Origin of the sequence: Aeromonas sp. 61P (genome assembly GCF_051919545.1) — a bacterium.
Lineage (GTDB): Bacteria > Pseudomonadota > Gammaproteobacteria > Enterobacterales > Aeromonadaceae > Aeromonas > Aeromonas veronii.
The window spans coordinates 290,894-309,438 of the sequence record NZ_JBQBEL010000001.1; the positions used below are offsets into that span (position 1 = coordinate 290,894).

General features: G+C 58.2%; 20 protein-coding genes. 12 read left to right on the forward strand and 8 right to left on the reverse strand.

Annotation, left to right across the window (positions count from 1 at the left end):
* Positions 1 to 67: 67 nt before the first annotated feature.
* The 6 genes from ACTG2O_RS01420 to ACTG2O_RS01445 all read right to left on the reverse strand — a co-directional run bounded on the left by ACTG2O_RS01420 (position 68) and on the right by ACTG2O_RS01445 (position 4,750).
* Positions 68 to 1,657: a curlin gene (locus ACTG2O_RS01420; protein ID WP_439975251.1), complete on the reverse strand. Its 1,590-nt coding sequence runs from the start codon at positions 1,655 to 1,657 to the stop codon at positions 68 to 70.
* A gap of 34 nt (positions 1,658 to 1,691) precedes the next feature.
* Positions 1,692 to 2,213: a curlin gene (locus tag ACTG2O_RS01425; protein WP_042080925.1), complete on the reverse strand. Its 522-nt coding sequence runs from the start codon at positions 2,211 to 2,213 to the stop codon at positions 1,692 to 1,694.
* A 186-nt stretch (positions 2,214 to 2,399) separates the two neighbouring features.
* Complete coding sequence (locus ACTG2O_RS01430; protein ID WP_005355003.1) at positions 2,400 to 3,239, reverse strand: CsgG/HfaB family protein; 840 nt, start codon at positions 3,237 to 3,239, stop codon at positions 2,400 to 2,402.
* Positions 3,240 to 3,246: 7 nt separating this feature from the next.
* Positions 3,247 to 3,648, reverse strand: coding sequence for a curli assembly protein CsgF (locus ACTG2O_RS01435; RefSeq protein ID WP_270905357.1), 402 nt, complete (start codon positions 3,646 to 3,648; stop codon positions 3,247 to 3,249).
* 11 nt (positions 3,649 to 3,659) lie between these two features.
* A complete protein-coding gene (locus ACTG2O_RS01440) occupies positions 3,660 to 4,103 on the reverse strand; it encodes a curli production assembly/transport protein CsgE (protein WP_201952785.1) in 444 nt (147 codons plus the stop codon).
* Positions 4,103 to 4,750, reverse strand: coding sequence for a LuxR C-terminal-related transcriptional regulator (locus tag ACTG2O_RS01445; RefSeq protein ID WP_158113813.1), 648 nt, complete (start codon positions 4,748 to 4,750; stop codon positions 4,103 to 4,105). The genes ACTG2O_RS01440 and ACTG2O_RS01445 overlap by 1 nt, the downstream gene beginning before the upstream one ends.
* Positions 4,751 to 5,176: 426 nt before the next feature.
* On the opposite strand from ACTG2O_RS01445, the gene ACTG2O_RS01450 reads away from it, so the two are divergent.
* Together ACTG2O_RS01450 and ACTG2O_RS01455 are read left to right on the forward strand one after the other, a co-directional pair.
* Positions 5,177 to 5,755 (forward strand): single-stranded DNA-binding protein, encoded by a 579-nt coding sequence (locus ACTG2O_RS01450; protein ID WP_204480312.1) that lies wholly within the window; start codon positions 5,177 to 5,179, stop codon positions 5,753 to 5,755.
* A 149-nt stretch (positions 5,756 to 5,904) separates the two neighbouring features.
* Positions 5,905 to 6,648 carry a substrate-binding periplasmic protein gene (locus ACTG2O_RS01455; RefSeq protein ID WP_064341833.1) on the forward strand — a complete coding sequence of 248 codons (744 nt, stop codon included), beginning with the start codon at positions 5,905 to 5,907 and terminating at the stop codon, positions 6,646 to 6,648.
* A 72-nt stretch (positions 6,649 to 6,720) separates the two neighbouring features.
* On the opposite strand, the gene ACTG2O_RS01460 is transcribed toward ACTG2O_RS01455, so the two are convergent.
* Positions 6,721 to 6,843, reverse strand: a complete 123-nt coding sequence (locus ACTG2O_RS01460) for a hypothetical protein (protein WP_005306071.1) — start codon at positions 6,841 to 6,843, stop codon at positions 6,721 to 6,723.
* A gap of 463 nt (positions 6,844 to 7,306) precedes the next feature.
* On the opposite strand from ACTG2O_RS01460, the gene ACTG2O_RS01465 reads away from it, so the two are divergent.
* The 8 genes from ACTG2O_RS01465 to ACTG2O_RS01500 all read left to right on the forward strand — a co-directional run bounded on the left by ACTG2O_RS01465 (position 7,307) and on the right by ACTG2O_RS01500 (position 15,008).
* Positions 7,307 to 8,209, forward strand: a complete 903-nt coding sequence (locus ACTG2O_RS01465) for a cation diffusion facilitator family transporter (protein ID WP_019445189.1) — start codon at positions 7,307 to 7,309, stop codon at positions 8,207 to 8,209.
* Between the two features lie 146 nt (positions 8,210 to 8,355).
* Positions 8,356 to 8,640 (forward strand): DUF3811 domain-containing protein, encoded by a 285-nt coding sequence (gene yjbD, locus ACTG2O_RS01470; protein ID WP_005340165.1) that lies wholly within the window; start codon positions 8,356 to 8,358, stop codon positions 8,638 to 8,640.
* Positions 8,641 to 9,232: 592 nt separating this feature from the next.
* Positions 9,233 to 9,445: a transcription antiterminator/RNA stability regulator CspE gene (cspE, locus tag ACTG2O_RS01475; protein ID WP_005316548.1), complete on the forward strand. Its 213-nt coding sequence runs from the start codon at positions 9,233 to 9,235 to the stop codon at positions 9,443 to 9,445.
* Positions 9,446 to 9,750: 305 nt separating this feature from the next.
* Positions 9,751 to 11,109, forward strand: coding sequence for an NCS2 family permease (locus tag ACTG2O_RS01480; protein WP_019445188.1), 1,359 nt, complete (start codon positions 9,751 to 9,753; stop codon positions 11,107 to 11,109).
* A gap of 238 nt (positions 11,110 to 11,347) precedes the next feature.
* Positions 11,348 to 12,418 carry a dihydroxyacetone kinase subunit DhaK gene (dhaK, locus tag ACTG2O_RS01485; RefSeq protein WP_040067692.1) on the forward strand — a complete coding sequence of 357 codons (1,071 nt, stop codon included), beginning with the start codon at positions 11,348 to 11,350 and terminating at the stop codon, positions 12,416 to 12,418.
* A 15-nt stretch (positions 12,419 to 12,433) separates the two neighbouring features.
* Positions 12,434 to 13,063: a dihydroxyacetone kinase subunit DhaL gene (gene dhaL, locus ACTG2O_RS01490; RefSeq protein ID WP_439975252.1), complete on the forward strand. Its 630-nt coding sequence runs from the start codon at positions 12,434 to 12,436 to the stop codon at positions 13,061 to 13,063.
* A 1-nt stretch (position 13,064) separates the two neighbouring features.
* On the forward strand, positions 13,065 to 13,781 hold the full coding sequence (gene dhaM / locus ACTG2O_RS01495) for a dihydroxyacetone kinase phosphoryl donor subunit DhaM (RefSeq protein ID WP_019445185.1): 717 nt from the start codon (positions 13,065 to 13,067) through the stop codon (positions 13,779 to 13,781).
* 144 nt (positions 13,782 to 13,925) lie between these two features.
* Positions 13,926 to 15,008, forward strand: coding sequence for a glycerol dehydrogenase (locus tag ACTG2O_RS01500; protein WP_019445184.1), 1,083 nt, complete (start codon positions 13,926 to 13,928; stop codon positions 15,006 to 15,008).
* Positions 15,009 to 15,103: 95 nt separating this feature from the next.
* Here the strand turns inward: ACTG2O_RS01500 and dhaR are convergent, their stop codons facing one another.
* A complete protein-coding gene (gene dhaR, locus ACTG2O_RS01505) occupies positions 15,104 to 17,005 on the reverse strand; it encodes a dihydroxyacetone kinase operon transcriptional regulator DhaR (protein WP_026034914.1) in 1,902 nt (633 codons plus the stop codon).
* A gap of 575 nt (positions 17,006 to 17,580) precedes the next feature.
* Here dhaR and ACTG2O_RS01510 point away from each other — a divergent pair.
* Positions 17,581 to 17,835, forward strand: a complete 255-nt coding sequence (locus ACTG2O_RS01510; RefSeq protein WP_019445182.1) for a hypothetical protein — start codon at positions 17,581 to 17,583, stop codon at positions 17,833 to 17,835.
* A 98-nt stretch (positions 17,836 to 17,933) separates the two neighbouring features.
* Complete coding sequence (locus ACTG2O_RS01515; RefSeq protein ID WP_019445181.1) at positions 17,934 to 18,281, forward strand: DUF7674 family protein; 348 nt, start codon at positions 17,934 to 17,936, stop codon at positions 18,279 to 18,281.
* The last annotated feature ends 264 nt before the right edge of the window (positions 18,282 to 18,545 follow it).

The following is an 18,545-nucleotide window of genomic DNA, read 5'->3' on the forward strand; positions in this document are numbered from 1 at the left end:
AGCATCAACCCACAGAGCAGCACTAATAAAAGAGGGGCCCGCAGGCCCCTGAATCCGGAGATAACCATCAGTTGCTACCAGAACCCTGATAGACATAGGCCATGTTATCGCTGCCATAGACAGTCACATTGGCAGTGTTGAGGCTGTCGGTTTGTGCTACGTCGACTTCATTATTGCCACCGCCCATACCGCCATTGACGTAAACGTTGGCCACGTGTTTTTCACCGAACTGGCTCACGGTGAGCGTGTTGTCGCTACCCAGATAGGATTCGACCTTGGCATTGTTCAGCTCGCCATCCTGGGTCACTTTGACCACAGAGTCAGAGTGAGACGCATCGGCATAAGCCCAGTTGTCAGTGCCTTTCTGAGCCACGACCAGCTTGTTGTCCGAGCCCCAGGTCCAGGCTCCTTTGCCCTCAACGCCACGCGCGGCGGCAACCTGGTTGCCAGTGCCGTTCTGGTCAATATCGACCTTGTTGCGACTACCTTCCTCTTGCACTGCATTGGCATAGTTGTCGCTACCCAACTGATCGATAGTGACAGACCCACCCACGCTGCTGGCCAGCTGATCAACCACTGCCTGGTTATTGCTGCCATTCTGAGTGACCTGTGCAGTGTTGCCAGACCCCTGCTGGTTGGTATCGGCCTGGTTGCCATTACCCAGCTGAGTCACGACCGCCGTTTCACCAGTTCCGCTCTGTCTGGCATTGGCGATGTTCTCGTTACCATTCTGGGTGATGGTCAACAGATCCTCAGAACCTCTCTGCTCAGAGTCGATCTGGTTACGACTCCCGGTCTGGGTCAGAAGGGCGGTTTCACCGGAACCAGCCTGCTTGGCCAGCAGGTTGTTCCCTTGTCCGGCGGTTGCACCAGACTGCTGGGCTGTCACGCTGCCAGCGGTCCCGCTTTGCTCCACTGTTGCCACGTTGGCCAGCCCCAGCTGAGTGACCTCGGCAGTGTTGTCATTGCCACTTTGCTTGACGACCGCAGAGGTGCCCTCGTTTGCGCCGTAACCGAAGTTGCTTGTACGTTGTGCGACTAAGGCCGTGTTATTGCCACCCTCTTGAGCCACGCTGGCAACGGCACCATCGGATTCGCGTTGATCGACATCCGCAATATGCCCACCTTCTCCTGACTGGGTAATGGTCGCGCTGGCATAATCAGACCAGTAGTTATTGATCTGCGCGCTGTTACCATCCGCTTGCTGCTCAATCACTGAAATGGCGCCGTTACCATCATCCTGTTTAATGAGAGCATTGTTACTGTCACCGAGCTGGCTCACCCGGGCAGTGGCCTCACCGTTATAGTACTGCTGGGTAATCGAGGCCTTGTTCAGCTGCCCGCTGGTATCAATGGTCGCGGTCGATTTATTGGTCACCCCCTGCTGCAATACCTCCCCTTCGTTCTGGCCACCGGCTTGCTTGATATCAGCAGTGGAAGCACCGGTATTGCGCTGCTCGGTCAAGGCGAGGTTGTCGTTACCCTGTTGATAGATCGCCGCCTTGTTAGCCGTGCTCTCCTCGACCTGCTGGATGTACGCCAGGTTGCCGCTGGAGAATTGAGCCTGAGTAACCTCAGCCTGATTGCCAGTAGATGCAGCCCAAGCGGTGCTGGTCGCCAGAAGAACTGCCGAGGCAATGATGGTACGTTTAAACATGATTTCCCTCTCGTGCTAATGGTTGAGCCTAGGCTCAGTTGGTTTGAACGACATTTACTTGCTGATTGGCTCCCGTCTGAATAACGGTTGCCGCCAATCCGTTACCGTTTTGCTCGATGCTGGCCTGATTGCCATCACCCAGCTGGATCGCCCGGGCCTGATTGTCTGCCCCTTGCTGACTGATCCAGGCTTCATTGCCGCTGCCTTGTTGCAGCAGCCAAATCCGGTTATTGATGCCCGCCTGATAGAGTTCGGCGCTATTGCCCTCGCCCAGTTGCGCACCATTGACCCAGTTCTCATCTCCTACCTGGGAGAGCGCCAACTCATTGGCCCAACCCTGTTGCAGCAGGCGCGCCTGATTCAGCTCCCCTTGCTGGGTGAGGTGCAGTTGCTGCTCGCTACCGAGTTGCCACAACAGCGCCTGATTCCCGTCGTTCTGCAAACCGGAATCCAGCTCGCTTGCCATCGCCAGCTCATCAAAGACGGCAGGCTCTGCGGCGAGTTGCGGGGCGCCCGATATCAGCAGAAAAAAGAGAGCACTCAACAGATGTTTCATCGCGCCATCGCCTTGTTGGAAAACGCCCACAGTATCCCTGTCAGACAAGAGGCGGCCTATCAGGCACTCCGCTGATTCGAGGATGAAAAGCGCCGCCCTGTCGTTGAGCAGAAAGTCTTAAGTCGTATTCGATAGAGGCCAAAAAAATGCCCTCCACCAGGGAGGGCATTGCGAGAGCGGGAAAACTCAAAGCAGCGGGGCGTTGTCTTGCAGGTACTCCTGCAGGATCGGATTGTCGATATCCCGCTGGTCGGCCAGTTGCCACAGATTGTCCCGCACGCCATTGGCAATCAGCCGGATCACCCCGGACTCGATAGCCGACATGACACACATCTGTACCGGCTCATTGGTGCTGAAACCGGCCTCGGCCTCCAGCAGGCGCTTGTACTCGACGAAGCGGAATACTCCTGCCTGCACCTGTTGCGACAGCACTGTCTTGGAGGTGGTGACACTGTTCAGGATCCGGCCTGAACGGATATCGACGGCTCGCAGATTGACCGTCACCTGATCGACCCGGTACTCCCCGCTGGCACCGATGCCAAAATACTTGGCCCCCGCCCCGCCGGTGCGCACATTGCTGTCATAGGCGACGATCCCCCCCTCGATCAGGATGTTGGCGGCGACCAGCGAGGGCAGTTGATTGGCATTGTTGCCGGGAACGTTGGGCTTGTTCTGGGCCGCCCGCACAATCTTGCGTTCGGTCAGCAGGTTCTGCAGCCCCTCCCGCTCCAGCGGCACAAACCATTGGGAATCCCACAAAGCCGTGCTCAGCATGGCGACCCCGCCCTGGGTGACCGCCGTGGAGAAGTTGGATGCCGGTGCTGGCAGATACTGACCGGTCTGATCGCGAAAATCGTAGACGGCCGCGACAATTTTCCCTTTTGGCTTGGGCAGACTGATCAGCTCCTTGTAAGAGACGGATCGCGGCATCAGGGTTGCCTTCTCATCGGCAACGGGCGAGCCGATATGGGTCGCACAGCCAGCCAGCGCAAGCAGGGGCACTATCAATAACAGTTGTCGTTTCATCGCGCCCTCAGTCGGCAATCAGGCCATTCACTTCGATCATGGTGGTCTGGTTGGTCACCCGGTCGGTGATCGAAACCACCAGAGTGCCATCTTCATCCACCACATTGATGGCAAAATCATCGGTCACCAGACTGCCACTCTGGCTGCCATCCTTGCCGATATCGGCCAGCAGCTGGCTGATCAAGCGGGATTGCAGGTTGGAGGTCAGGCGATCCAGCGCCGAGGTACCGCTGCTACCGCTGCCACTGGCGGGATCCTTGTAATCATTCTGCGCATTGGCGGTGCCAAGCAGATGACTGCTGTTGAGAGGGTTACCCCCAAAGCTGGGGTTGACGGGGCGATAGACAAGCTCCGACGCATGGAGCGCTGGCGCTATCAGTGCTGCAACTAGCAATAACCGGGCACGCATGAGAAATATCCTTATAGTTCATCATGTTCCAAATCGAAGGTATCCATGAACAGGGTCGCGATCTTCTGCTGTTCGAGGGTCTGCCTGACCTGTGACCAAGCCAGTTTGGCGCTCTGCTCCTGCTGATTGCGGCCGGGAGAGAGCGCGGTTTTAAAAATCACCTTCCGGTTATGGGTGATCCAGATCAGGCTGCCCCAGCGAGCAGTCGGGCGCTCATGAATCGTCAGATTTTCTCTGGCATTCGGGTCTTCATCACTGCGCAACCGGGTAAATTCGTTATAAAAGCCCTGACCGAAGCGGGTAAAAGTGCGGTCCAGCACCAAACCATCCACATCCAGCCGATCACTCTCCTGCTCCGGCTGTACCGACTCCAGCGGAGCATCGGCCTCGGCCGCCACAACGGTCGTGAAGCCCCAGAGCAGCACAAGGCAACACGCCAGAGAGAACGCTTTCATCAGTGGGAGTCCGGAGCATCGAGATACTCTTTGGCCCAGCTCACCGCCTGGATCCGGTTCTTCACGTTCAGCTTTTTAAAAACGTTATAGAGGTGGGATTTGACGGTGTGCTCGCTGACAAACAGGCTGTCGGCGATCTCGACATTGGAGGCGCCCGTCATCAGATAACGGATGATCTCCTGCTCTCTGGCTGTCAGCAGGGTGTCGTTACGCAGCAGGTAGCTATTGCCCTGGCGATAGTATTCGACCAGCTCGCACAGCAGGTGGCGCGGCATCCAGTACTCGCCCAACAGGATTTTCTGCAACCCGGCAACCAGTCGGTCGAGCGGATCCTGACGGAAAAACAGACCGCAGATCTGCGGCCACATCAGCAGCAGGTCGCGATCCGTCGCAGTGGGAGCATTGAGCAGCACTGTGGCCGCCATGCCAAAGCGTTCAGAGATCGCCCGGTTCCAGCCCAGTGACTGGCCGGAGCGGATATAGTCGAGATCGATGAGAAACAGCGTGCCGTCACACTGGTTATCTAGCTGATTAATCTCGTGGATTAGCTGGACGGGACGGCTCAAATGAGAGATGAGATATGCAGCAAATGTGCTGGCCTGCACATTATTTTCAGTGACCAGTGCGATCGGGCATGCGGCTTTCATTGTGTGCTCTTCCTTGAACCTGTAAACCACCTAATCTGGCCGACTGAGTCTACCAAGGAGGTATGGGAGCACAATATTAAAAAAGTATGAGAATGGATCTCATAAATATCGTAACCATATGTTTTTAGTCGATTTAAAAACTGTTCCCAATTCGCCAATCTGCCAGCATAACAGGAATATATGGCAGAAATGTGATGCAGGATGCGCCGAAAAAAGATGCAACCCGACCATCACCACAGCAGGAGCCAACCGTTGCCTTTGGCACATCAAGCCGGTTAAGGATGCTGCCAATCCGCTTCGCAACTGTTACTATGACCGTCACATGCGTCTGCGGGACATTGCGCCCCGCACACAGCAACTAATCAGGTATCTAGTCGTGTTGGACCAGGTTTCGACCTGGCCGGTAAATAAGGTGGAAGAGAGATTATGGCCAGTCGAGGCATCAATAAAGTCATTCTGATCGGTAACCTCGGGCAAGACCCGGAAGTACGCTACATGCCGAGTGGCGGTGCTGTGACCAACATTACTCTGGCCACCTCTGAAACCTGGCGCGACAAGCAGACCGGTGAGCAGAAAGAGCGCACCGAGTGGCACCGTGTCGTCTTCATGGGCAAGCTGGCCGAAGTGGCTGGCGAGTACCTGAAGAAAGGCTCCCAGGTCTATGTGGAAGGCAAACTACAGACCCGCAAGTGGCAGGATCAGAGTGGCCAGGAGCGCTACACCACTGAAGTGCTGGTCGACAGCTTCACCGGCGTCATGCAGATGCTGGGTGGCCGTCCGCAAGGTGGTCAGGGCATGGGCCAGAACATGGGTGGCCAACAAGGTGGCTGGGGTCAACCGCAGCAAGCCATGCAGCAGCCGATGAATCAGCAGCGCCCGGCGCCGGCTCCGCAGCAGAACATGCAGCCGCAAGGCGGTTATGGCCGTCCTGCCCAGCAGCCGCAATCTGCGCCGCCGGTATATAACGAGCCACCGATGGATTTCGACGACGATATCCCGTTCTAAGAACAGAATATTGAAAAGGCCCTGATAACTCAGGGTCTTTTTTTATGCACTCAGGCTGAACCTCTCAGCCCGAAAGGGATATAACGCTTTTTGGTTGCCTCCCCTACAGTGATGGATATTCTCCACAGGAACGCTTTGTGAAAAGTGCAATGAAACTGCTCACCCCTTTATTGCTGATGCTGACCAGCATGCTCTCCGGCCAGTTGCAGGCAACGCCACTCAAGGTCGGGGTCAGCTTTGCCATCCCCCCTTATGTCATCGAAAGTAATCAGCGTGGCATCGAGCTGGATCTGCTGAAAGAGGCGTTCGCTGGCAGCGGCTATGAGCCCAGCTTTGAATTTCTGCCGCTGGAGCGCACCTTCCGCCTGTTCGAGTCAGGAAAGCTGGATGCCATCATCAACGTCAGACCCGGTATGGTTGATCCTCACGTTCTGACCCAGCCCGTTATCACCTTCCATAACCGGATCTTCACCCTGCGCAGCACCCACATCAGTACCCTGGATGATCTGCATTCAAAACGGGTCACCGCCTTTCAACGGGCAAGGATCATTCTGGGGGGCGCGTTCGCCACCATGGCCAACCAGAATCCCCACTATGAGGAGGTAGCCAAGCAGCAGGTGCAGGTACATCAGCTAATGCGCGGCAGGGTAGATGCAGTGGTACTGGAAGAGCGGGTGTTCTACTACTACCTCGACCAGCTGATTGCCACCGCTCAGGCAGGCGAGCACTACGAGCGCAATCAGGTCAGGCAAGCAGACCTCTTCCCGCCCACCGTCTATCACTTTGCCTTCCGAACGGCCGATGCCCGCAATCTGTTTGATAAGCGCCTTGAGGCGATGCGTCAGGATGGTCGTTATCACCAGATTTTCGCGGCTTACGGCGCCACGCCGTGAGCCACAAACATAAAAGCCAGCCGGTAAGGGCTGGCTTTGTACTGGCTCCGAAGGAACAGCAGTAGGGGAGCGTTACTTCATTGCGCTGCCGTTTTTCAGTTCTGCTTTCTGACGTTTGGCTTCGCGTTTCTCTTTCAGTGACATCTGCGGTTTTTTCTTGGCATCTTTGCCGTTGTGATGTTCTTTGTTACTCATCATCAAACTCCAAAAATGTTACCCAGACAGTTGGCTCCTCATGGGAGCCAGCATGCCATCCGAATCATCAACTTCAGTACGCTTGGTGGGATGGTGCAAGACCATCACCAGACCCAGCATACCCTCCAGCGGCATCCGGATCCAGCCTCATTCTCGTCCAAAAAATGCCGGTCTCCGCCCCCTGAGCGCGGAGGCCAAACGACCTCGACAGGAAAGACCAAAAAAGAGTAATTCGCATTATTAAATGTTGTCACGCTTATATTAATCCATCGTGGGCTAGATATTTTCACGGATAAATATAAATCCATCTCATTATTTATTGCCGTTCAAGAAGCCACCATTTTAATAAGCATTCGCAATATCATCGGAAACATCAGGTTACAACACCGAATAGGTTATTTCCGGTCAGACGGATATAATGCGCGCCGCACCGAAATATCCGTTTTATTCAGGAAGCTGTGACATGAACAGAAAAACCAGAGCCGCCATGGTGTCGGTCTGCTCCAATATCAGTCTGATCATCATGAAAATGGTGGCCGGTTTCGCCAGCGGCTCGGTCAGTATCATCTCGGAGGCGATCCATTCCGCCATGGATCTGGTGGCGGCCCTGATCGCCCTGTTCGCGGTGAAAAAGTCCGATCTCCCGCCCGATGAACGCCACCCCTATGGTCACGACAAGATTGAAAATGTCTCCGGCGTCATCGAAGCACTGCTTATCTTGCTGGCCGCGGGCTGGATCATCTTCGAAGCCGTCGACAAGCTGATCACCCCCAGCCCGATTGAAAGCATTGGCTGGGGCGTGCTGGTGATGGTGATCTCGGCGCTGGTCAACAGCGGTGTCTCGGCCTACCTCTACAAGGTGGCCCGAGAGGAGGAGTCGGTCGCGCTGGCTGCCGATGCGCTTCATCTCAAGGCGGATGTACTCACTTCAGCCGGTGTCGCCGTCGGTCTTGGCGGGATCTGGCTGGCCGGTCTGTTCGGCTACTCCCTCGCCATCCTCGACCCGCTGGTCGCCATTGCGGTCGCCATCTTTATTGTCAGAGAGGCGATCAGCATGCTCAACGAGGCCTTCCAGCCGCTGATCGACCAGAGCATGAGCCCGGAAGAGCTGGCGATGACCAGCCGCATCATCACCGAATGCTGCCCTGCCGCCAGTGGTTTCCACGATCTGCGCAGCCGTCGTGCCGGACGCCGCCGCCATATCGACTTCCACCTCACCCTGCCCCCGGAGATGAGCATCGGAGAAGCCCACGATATCTGTGATCGCATCGAACACGCCATCATGGCGCAGCTGCCCCACGCCATCGTGCTTATCCACGTCGAGCCGGAGGAGCAAGAGCTGCACTCACCGCTCGCCATAAATTGAAATGTGGCAAACAGGCGGGAAAGTGGCAGCGAAATAACGGAAAGTTGGCACAAACCCGCATTTTTACTGCAGGAAAGCCGATTGCATAAGAAGTGATCGGCACAACTGTGTTAGGGTGTCTAACCACCCTGCCGCAGGAGCGCGCCGTGAAAAAGCTGGAAATGAAAGATCTGACCGAGGCCGAAAAAGCCGAGATAGCCTTGTTATTGCAAAAGGCACAAGCCAATGCAGACCACCAGCTGACCAACGGAGAGCGGAACAAGATCCGCGAAGAGGGTCGCCTGAAAATTGTGGCCGACCGCGCCGAAGCGGCCAAGGCAGCCTCCAAGCTGGCTCGCGAGAAAGCCAAAGAGCGCGCCAAGAATCAGGTACTGCCGGAAACCTTCAGCTGGATTGATTCGGTCAGCAACAAGTTTCGCAGCAAGCGCTGATCCCTTCTTGCAAAACGCCCGCTGGCACTTGTGCCTGCGGGCGTTTGCATGTCTGGGCGATGCTCGATGCGCCAGATTTGGCGCTGCCATTGATTTGCCGCTCAGAAGCTAATCGCAGCAGCAAAGAAGTGATTTACATTGTGAGTTAGAGAGAACGCTCACTGACAATCCCATCTATCGCCACCTTTTCATTTTTTCTCATATTTTTTGCCAGACTGGCTACATAGTCAGGACAAAAAAGCCGAATCCGGTTTGCTACAGGGTGATATGAGTCTGCACTGCTTTTTCTATGCCGTTGAAATGCATCATGTTTACTATAAAAAATGATATTTTTGGCTGTTACAAAACATTAATATCGAGATAAAGTTTGCTTTAAAAATGAGAGCGTGTTTTAATCTTTCTCGATGGTTCGGCAGTTCAGACCTGATTATGTTAGGCAGTCATTTTAGTAAAGCAGTGATTAGCATAAGCGTTATCCTCGGATAACTCTTATCAAATAATTCTCCTTCTTTAGTGCTCCCCATACGTATTGCTGACGAAAAATCAAAAATTGCCATTTAGGTGGCATTCAACACTATTTAAGGAAATTATTATGTCTAACAAAATGACTGGTACCGTTAAGTTCTTCAACGCTGAGAAAGGTTTTGGTTTCATCTCCCCGGCTGACGGCAGCAAAGACGTGTTCGTACACTTCTCCGCTATCCAGTCCACCAGCTTCAAAACTCTGGACGAAGGTCAGCGCGTTGAGTTCACCATCGAGCAAGGTCAGAAAGGCCCGGCTGCTGCCAACGTAGTTGGTCTGTAATTCAAGCCAGAGCATGCTGCTGATGGCTCATGCCAACTGCTGACAGCTCTGCAAGAATTTAAAAAAACCCGCTTAGGCGGGTTTTTTGTTTTTCCCCGCTTTTTCCTCACAGATCTCCCCTCCCCCGACCGCTTGATCCCTCCCTTACACGCTCTCACCGCTTGAGTCTTAGAATGAGCTCCGAATGGACTCAAAATGTAAAATAGTGACGAAAAAGTCAGGCTATCCGCTGTATTTGCCGCGAATTCTTGCTATTTTGCGCGCCACCAACGCAAACGATTTCCTTCACACTTTCAGGATTAGTTATGGCAAAGCAAGATATGGCCGCCCAAACAGGGACTGGCGGCTTTCTGGACTCTTATTTTTCCATTTCTGCGCGCGGCAGCAGCGTGCGTCAGGAGCTGGTCGCGGGGTTGACCACCTTCCTGGCGATGGTCTACAGCATCATAGTGGTGCCTAACATGCTGGGTGCTGCCGGCTTTGAGCAGGGCCCGGTGTTTGTTGCCACCTGCTTGATCGCCGCCTTCGGCTCCCTGCTGATGGGCCTGTGGGCCAAGCTGCCGATGGCTATCGGTTGCGCCATCTCTCTGACCGCATTTACCGCATTCAGCTTGGTGCTGGGTCAGGGACTGAGCATTCCGGTCGCCCTGGGCGCCATCTTCCTGATGGGGGTGCTGTTTACCCTGATCAGCGTCACCGGCGTGCGCCAGTGGATCCTGGATAACCTCCCCTCCGGCATCGCTCACGGCACCGGCATCGGTATCGGTCTGTTCCTGCTGCTGATCGCCACCAACGGCGTCGGCATGGTGATTAAGAACGAAGGGGCCGGTCTGCCGGTGCAACTGGGTGAAGTAACCTCCTTCCCGGTCATCATGACGGTGTTGGGTCTGGCTGCCATCTTCGGTCTGGAGCGCCGCAAGGTGCCGGGCGGCATCCTGATGGTGATCATCGCCATCTCCATCCTCGGCCTTATCTTCGACCCCAAAGTGACCTGGCAGGGCTTCTTCGCCATGCCGAGCCTGACTGGCGAGAAGGGCTCGCTGGTAGGCAGCATGGATCTGCTGGGCGCCCTCAATCCGGTGGTCATTCCGACCGTACTGGCACTGGTGATGACAGCCGTGTTTGACGCCACCGGCACCATCCGTGCCGTGGCCGGTCAGGCGGGCCTCATCAACGAGCGTGGCCATATCATCAGCGGCGGCAAGGCCCTGACTGCCGACTCCGTCAGCAGCATGGTGGCAGGCGCCGTCGGTGGCGCTCCGGCTGCCGTCTACATCGAGTCTGCCGCAGGCACCGCAGCTGGCGGCAAGACCGGTCTGACCGCCGCGCTGGTCGGCGTGCTGTTCCTGCTGATGATCTTCCTCTCCCCGCTGAGCTATCTGGTACCGGCTTACGCCACCGCACCGGCCCTGATGTACGTCGGTCTGCTGATGCTGGGCAACGTCACCAAGCTGGACTTCAGCGACTCGGTCGATGCGCTCTCCGGCATGCTGTGCGCCGTCTTTATCGTGCTCACCTGCAACATCGTGACCGGCATCATGCTGGGCTTCGTAGCGCTGGTCATCGGTCGTCTGTTCGCTGCCGAGTGGAAGAAGCTGAACGTCGGCACCGTCATCATCGCCGTGGCGCTGGTGGTCTTCTACGCCGGTGGCTGGGCCATCTAACCCGTCTACATATTCCGGTTATAGCGAAGGGCCCTGCGGGGCCCTTTTTCATGGCTGTGAGTCAGCTAACAGTTTCCCGCTCGCTTGCCCTGCGCCGTTTCAGATTGAAACATCCATCACCCTCCTGCTGTTTCAAATCCGAACCAAACCGACCGTCATTTTTATCCCTTTTTCTGTCGTTAGACTGGCTCCATCAACCATTTGCCCACCCGAGCGGTGGCAAGCCAAGGAGTGAGCCATGAAGAAACTGATCAATGCCGTCGATGCCGTGGTCCGTGAACAACTGATGGGGATGGCAGCCGCCCACCCCGAGCTCAAGGTACGTATCGAACCCCACTACATCACCCGCGCCGACTCCCCCGTGATGGGCAAGGTGGCGCTGGTCTCCGGCGGTGGCAGCGGCCACGAGCCGATGCACGGCGGTCTGGTGGGCAAAGGGATGCTGGATGGCGCCTGCCCCGGCGAGATTTTTACTTCCCCGACCCCGGATCAGATGTACGAGTGCGGTCAGGCCGTTGATGGCGGCGCAGGCGTGCTGTTTCTGGTGAAGAACTACACCGGCGACGTACTCAACTTCGAGACCGCGGTCGAGCTGCTGCATGGCGATGGTGTAAAAGTGGGCTTCGCCCTGATCGATGACGACGTGGCAGTCAAAGACAGCCTCTACACCGCCGGTCGCCGTGGCGTTGCCACGACCGTGCTGTGCGAGAAGCTGGTCGGTGCCGCCGCCGAGGCGGGCTACGATCTGGCGCGCTGCGAGGCGTTGGCCCGTCGCATCAACAACCAGAGCCGCACCATAGGCGTGGCCATGCATGCCTGCACCGTGCCTGCCGCTGGCAAGCCCTCCTTCACTCTGGCGGACAACGAGCTGGAGTTCGGCGTCGGTATCCACGGCGAACCGGGCATCGAGCGCCGCCCCTTCACCGACCTCAATACCCTGGTGGACGACATGTTCAGCGAGCTTGCTGACAATACCCCCTATGGCCGCACCCTGCGTCACTGGGATCGCACCAGCGGCAGCTGGCAGGAAGAGCACACCTTTATCGAACCGCTGAATGCGGGCGATCGGGTTATCGCGCTGGTCAACAGCCTGGGTGGTACCCCCATCTCCGAGCTCTATGGCGTCTATGGTCGCCTTGCCACCCTTTGCGAAGAGGCGGGCATCCATCTGGTGCGCAACCTGATCGGCCCCTACTGCACCTCCCTCGACATGACCGGCATCTCCATCACATTGCTCAAGGTGGATGACGAGCTGATGACCCTGTGGGATGCCCCCGTTCACACCCCCGCCCTACGTCGCGGCTGCTAAGGAGTGCCGATAGCCATGCTAAGCAAACACCAAATCGTCAACTGGCTGCTCGACTGCGAACACATCTTTACCGAGCAGCGTGACTACCTCACCGCGCTGGATACCGACATCGGCGACGGCGACCACGGCCTCAATATGCAGCGCGGCTTTACCAAGGTGGCCGAGAAGCTGCCGGCAGTGGCGGACAAGGACATCGGGCAGGTGCTGAAAACCACCGGCATGACCCTGCTCTCCTCGGTCGGCGGCGCCAGCGGCCCGCTCTACGGCACCTTCTTTATCCGGGCCGCGGCCAGCAGCGATGCCTGCCAGAGCCTGAGCCTCAGCCAGCTGTGCAAAATGCTGAGTGACGGGGTGGAGGGGATCGTCTCCCGCGGCCGTGCCGAGCCGAGCGACAAGACAATGTGCGACGCCTGGTGGCCGGCACTGGCCGCCCTGCAACAGGCGCAGCAGCAAGAGCTGCCCCTCAACGAAGCGCTGGACAAGGCGGTGGCAGCCGCTGCGGCCGGTACCGAGGCGACCATCCAGATGCAGGCCCGCAAGGGGCGCGCCAGCTATCTTGGCGAGCGCAGCATCGGCCATCAGGATGCAGGGGCCACCTCGACCCTGCTGCTGCTGACCGCCCTGCGTGACAGAGCGAGGTTGTGACATGATCGGAATCGTAGTTGTCTCTCACAGCGCCATGCTGGCCGCAGGCTTGAAAGCGCTGGCCGACCAGCTCGGCAGCCCGGCCCGCCTGCTGCTGGCGGCTGGGGTCGATGACCCCGACCACCCCATCGGCACCGATGCCATCGCCGTGATGAGTGCGATTGAAGAGGCGGATGACGGCAGCGGCGTGCTGGTGCTGATGGACTTGGGCAGCGCCCTGCTGAGCGCCGAAACCGCCCTCGAACTGCTGCCCCCGGAGCTGAGCGCCCGGGTGCGGCTCTGCCCGGCCCCGCTGGTCGAAGGCACTCTGGCCGCCGTGGTGGCGGCCGGTTCCGGCCTGACGCTGGATGAGGTAGCCGCCGAGGCGCTCGGCGCGCTGGGCCCGAAACAGGCGATGCTGCCAGCCAGCGCAGCGCAGGCCGCCACCGAGACGGCCCCCGTTGCCGACGACGGCTGGCTGCGCTGCGAGGTGGTGGTGGATAACCCCCACGGCCTGCATGTGCGCCCCGCCGCCCGGCTGGTGGCCGCCCTCAAGCCCTTTGCCGCCGAACTCAAGCTGCAAAAGGGGGATAAAGAGGCCAATCCCCGCAGCCTGACCCGGCTCGCCATGCTCAACGTGCGTCAGGGCGACCAACTCACCCTGCTGGCACGCGGGGAGGATGCCAGCGCCGCACTGACCTGCTTCCAGCAGCTGGCCGACGAGCGCTTCGGCGACTGACGCCGCACACCACTGTTTCAAGGGCTGCACTCGCTCGCTGAGCCTGTGCAGCTTCATTCAAGACGAAGGAGTCCCCGGCACTGCCGCCCCTTCGCCCCTGTTAGTTTCAAAAGACGTCTTATGAACTAGAGAGAGGGATAGAATATGGACCGCATCATCATCAGCCCCAGCAAATACGTGCAAGGCAACGGGGCCCTCGCCAATATCGGCAACTACGTTAAAGCACTCGGTAGCAAGCCGCTTATTCTGGCCGACGCCTTCGTCACCAAGCTGGTAGGCGATACCGTGGCCACCAGCTTCCACGGCGCCGGTATCAAGCCGGAGTTCGACTGCTTCAACGGCGAGTGCTCCCGCCCCGAGATCGACCGTCTGCTGGCCCGCTGCAAGCTGACCCCGTTTGACGTCATCATCGGCATCGGCGGCGGCAAGACGCTGGATACCGCCAAGTCGGTCGCCTTCTACCAGAAGGTGCCGGTGGTCATAGTGCCGACCATCGCCTCCACCGATGCCCCCACCAGTGCGCTGGCGGTCATCTACACCCCGGAAGGGCAGTTCAGCGAATACCTGATGATCCCGACCAACCCCAACATGGTCATCATGGATACCGGCGTGGTCTCCCGCGCTCCGGTACGGCTGTTGGTCTCCGGCATGGGGGATGCGCTCTCCACCTACTTCGAGGCGCGCGCCAACAAGGTCTCCGGTTGCCAGACCATGGCCGGTGGTGCCTCGACGCTGGCGGCGCAGGCCATCGCCGAGCTCTGCTACAAGACCCTGCTGGCCGACGGTTACAAGGCCAAGCTGGCGGTGGAACAGGGGCTCTGCACCAAGGCGGTGGAGAACATCATCGAGGCCAACACCTACCTGAGCGGTATCGGCTTCGAGAGCAGCGGACTGGCCGCCGCCCACGCCATCCACAACGGCCTGACCCAGCTCGCCGAGTGTCACCACCTCTATCACGGTGAGAAAGTGGCGTTCGGTACCCTGGTGCAGCTGGTGCTGGAGAATGCGCCGATGGCGGAGATCGAGACGGTGCTGGCGTTCTGCCGCTCGATCGGCCTGCCGACCAACCTGCATATGATGGGGGTCAAGGAGCTGGATATGGCGCGCCTGATGGAGGTGGCCAAAGCCTCCACAGCCGAGGGCGAGACCATCCACAACATGCCGTTCAAGGTCACCGCCGAGGATGTGCTGGCGGCTATCGTCACCGCCCACCAGCTTGGGCTGTAACTGCACCACAGCTGACCCTTCCATATAAAAACGGCCCCGCAACTGCGGGGCCTTTTCATTTTCTACGGGCCGGTTCGCAACAGCCTGAATAACTATCAGCCGTGATAGTCGGCGGGATCGATCTCGAGCAGCTTGAGTCGCCGCCACAGAGTAGTGCGACTGATGCCAAGATGTTGGGCCATCTGGCTCACCTGCCCCTTGCTGGCATGGGCGCAGCGCAAGATGGCTTGTCGCTCCAGCTCCGCCAGGGTGAGCAGCGGTTGCCCCACCACCTCGTCCGCCACCTGCTGATAGCCGTGCCGAATGGCTGCGGGCAGCGCCTCGGGCGGGATCGGCCCCTGACCGGCGTGAAGCAGCGCATGCTCGACCGCGCTGCGCAGCTCCCCCAGATTACCGGGCCAGGGATAGGCGAGCAGACAGTCCAGAGCCGCCGGACTGAACTGGCGCACCGGCTCGCGCCCCTGCGCCGTCAGCTGCTGGCTGATCAGGCCCGGCAGATCGGCCGCGCGCTCCCGCAATCCCGGCAGCCACAGCTCGCACGCCTGCAAGGCATAGAGCAGCTGGCGGCCAAACAATCCCTCCTGCACCAGCTGCTCCAACGGGGCGCTGCTGGTGGCGATAATCCGCACCTTGAGCGGCAGGATGCGGGCCGAATCAAAGCGCTGGATGCGACCGGTCTTGAGCAGTTGCAGCAGCGCCGCCTGCATAGGAGCAGAGAGGCACTCCACCTGCTCCAGTACCAAGGTGCCGCCGTGGGCCAGCTCGAACTTGCCCGCCCGCTCCTGCCCCGCCTCGTCGGAGCCCATCAGCTCCAGCGCCATTCGCTCGCTCGGCAGCGCCTTGCAGTTGAGGGTAATAAGGGGCCCGGCGGCCCGTTCGCTGCCAAAGTGGATCGCCTCCGCCAGCTGGGCCTTGCCCACCTCCTCCTCGCCGCGCAGCAGGATCGGCCCCTGACTCTGGGCCGCCTGCCGGGCATAGCGCAGCAGCTTGCGCATGGCGCTCGACTCCCCCACCAGCGCCGACAGCTCGGGCACCGTCTGGCGCAGCTGATGAATGGCCCGCAGCCGATCGACCGGGTGCAGCAAGGCGATAAAGCTGACCCCCTCCGGCCCCGGCAACGGCTTGAGGCTCACCAGCGCATTGATAAACTCCCCCTCCTGCGCACCAAGCCGCTCCAGCGTCACCTCCACATGGCTGAGCGGCGTCTGCCCCCTGATGGCCAGCTGCAACCGCTGGGGTAGCAGCAGGTGCTGCTCCAGCGGCTGACCAAGACAGAGCGCGGGATCGAGCCACAGCCGGTGGGCCGCCAGCGCGTTGAGGTAGCGCAAGCGGCCCTGCGGATCCCAGGCCAGCACGCCGTCATCCATACCGTCGAGCAGGGCATAAAGTTCGCTCAGGTGATGCTGGGACTCCTGCATCAGGGTCTCCATCTGCAGCAGATGGGCCAGCTCGCGCCCGGCGCTGACGGTGAGCGCCAGATCGCCGGCGCTCGCCTCCTCCACCTTGCAGATCAAGGCGATGATGGCGACCTGACGGCCATTGCTGTTGTAGACCGGACTGGCGCAGCTGTGCCAAGGATGGAGGGTCTGGTTGAAGTGCTGGGCACCGCTGACGCAGAGCGGCACGCCCTCCAGCGCCGCCAGATTGATGGCATTGGTGCCGATGCGCCCCTCGCTGAAAAAGGCGCCGGGGCCAAACCCCAGCACCGCCAGCTCGCGCAGGGTGTCGGGGTGGCCGGTCTGGGCCAGCAGGCAGCCGCTCTCGTCGGTGAGCAGCAGAGCGCAGGGGCGCCCCTCCATAAATTCGTAGAGATCTTCGAGGGCCATCTCGCCGGTGGTGAGCAGGTCGCGCTTGCGCTGGCGCAGGCTCTGCAAGGTCTGCCCCTTGGCGCTGTGGGGCGGATGCCAGAGGGTGGCACTGGTCTGGTGGGCGCAGCGCAGCCAGGATGCCTGCAGATAGTCAGGCCTGGGCTGCAATGGCTGAAGGTCAGATGGCATGGTCACAGCAATATCCGGCAAGATGTGAGCCGACCATTTAACCACGCCAGCGCCCCCGATTCAGTGACCTACCTCAGAGGGTGGCAAGCCCGCTCTGCTCTTGGTCGGGTTCGCCTCCGAATCTGACGATAAGGTCGTCGCCAGTGGTGGAATTCGCTGCATCACCCTGCACCAGCCAGCCTGACCCTCATCTACCCACTGATAACCCGGGGTGTTGCCACGCCCCGGGTTATTTATTCATGCCATTTCTGTTAACCACGGGCCCCTGATCCGCCACCGTTCCGCATATTGGCCAGCAATACCATATGGGGTATCACCGCGATCACACTCCCTAGTTATTCAAAAAGTTGAAACTGGGTGGCGCTTTCCATGGGCGCTCCTTAAGTGTATTTTTGCTCGGCAGTAAAAAGCAGGGCCAAAAGACAACGCAAAGCGAATGCGCTTAGCACCAAAGAATGGTTGGTGATATCTTGATTTAAAGTAAATTTTTCTGGGTATGTCAGCGTTATATAGAGCAATCTCTTAACGGATTCGTATCGCCTTTTATCTCAACAGTGCTAGGTGGCAAGGAAATCATGAACATCGAACTTATCGCTGCACCGCTAAAGAAGATCCTCGAGGCGGAACTGGCATTGGGAAACTCCATTCAAGAAGTTTCAGATTGGCAGCCTAAATGTCAGTTACTTATTGTTCTCAAACGGTCTTTCAATCGGCGATATGAACTGGAAAAGTATGTGGAATTTGCCGAACTCGATATTAGCCATTACTGGAAGGCTGAATACCGCTACCGAGACGGCTTACAATGCTTGGCTTGTTTGGGCAATGGCTAGTATGCCGTGACGGACAATACGGATGTCTTTTTTGCAGCAGGGCTAACTTTCTGCTGTGTTCTAAATTGCCGCAGAGCGCGGCATTAGATGGTACTTGAATGATCAACCGCAACGAAATGATGGGACCTTTGCTGACTGTTTGCCCTAGGGTAAAGCCGCTGTGGTCCGCTTTTCTCGAAGATTGGCGGGATGATGGTGTAGCTCTTCCTCTTTATTTATTTTTTGGCGACATCGCACGGCTGGTCTCCTCGCTCTATCAGGAGGGTTGTGAAAATGAGCTTCGTGATATCTTTTCTGTTATCGAACGTTGGTGTACAGAGGGCGACGACTATGTTAGAGAAGCGACACGCGTCGGAATACTCGAGGACCTGCAAAATACGAATCTAATGGGGCCCGCCCCCCCTAATGCGTTAATTCGATTTCTGGGCCCCCAATCCTCTATGTAATGGCACGCACTAGAGCAATTTTGGGGTAATGTGAGTGAAATCAGCCCGTAGACTCGATTAGCTATCAGGCGTAATCGGACGTTCGCGTAAATCTATTTCCCCGCAATAACGGCCATCCATATTTCCCCTCTGCCAGATGCCGCTGATTCACGGATAAAACCAGAACAGCGGCATCTCGATCGTCCGATTACGCTTCGCTAATCGAACCTACATGAGACGGTCATATGTGGGATATGGAGGCTGGCGCGGATCAGCCAATCTGAC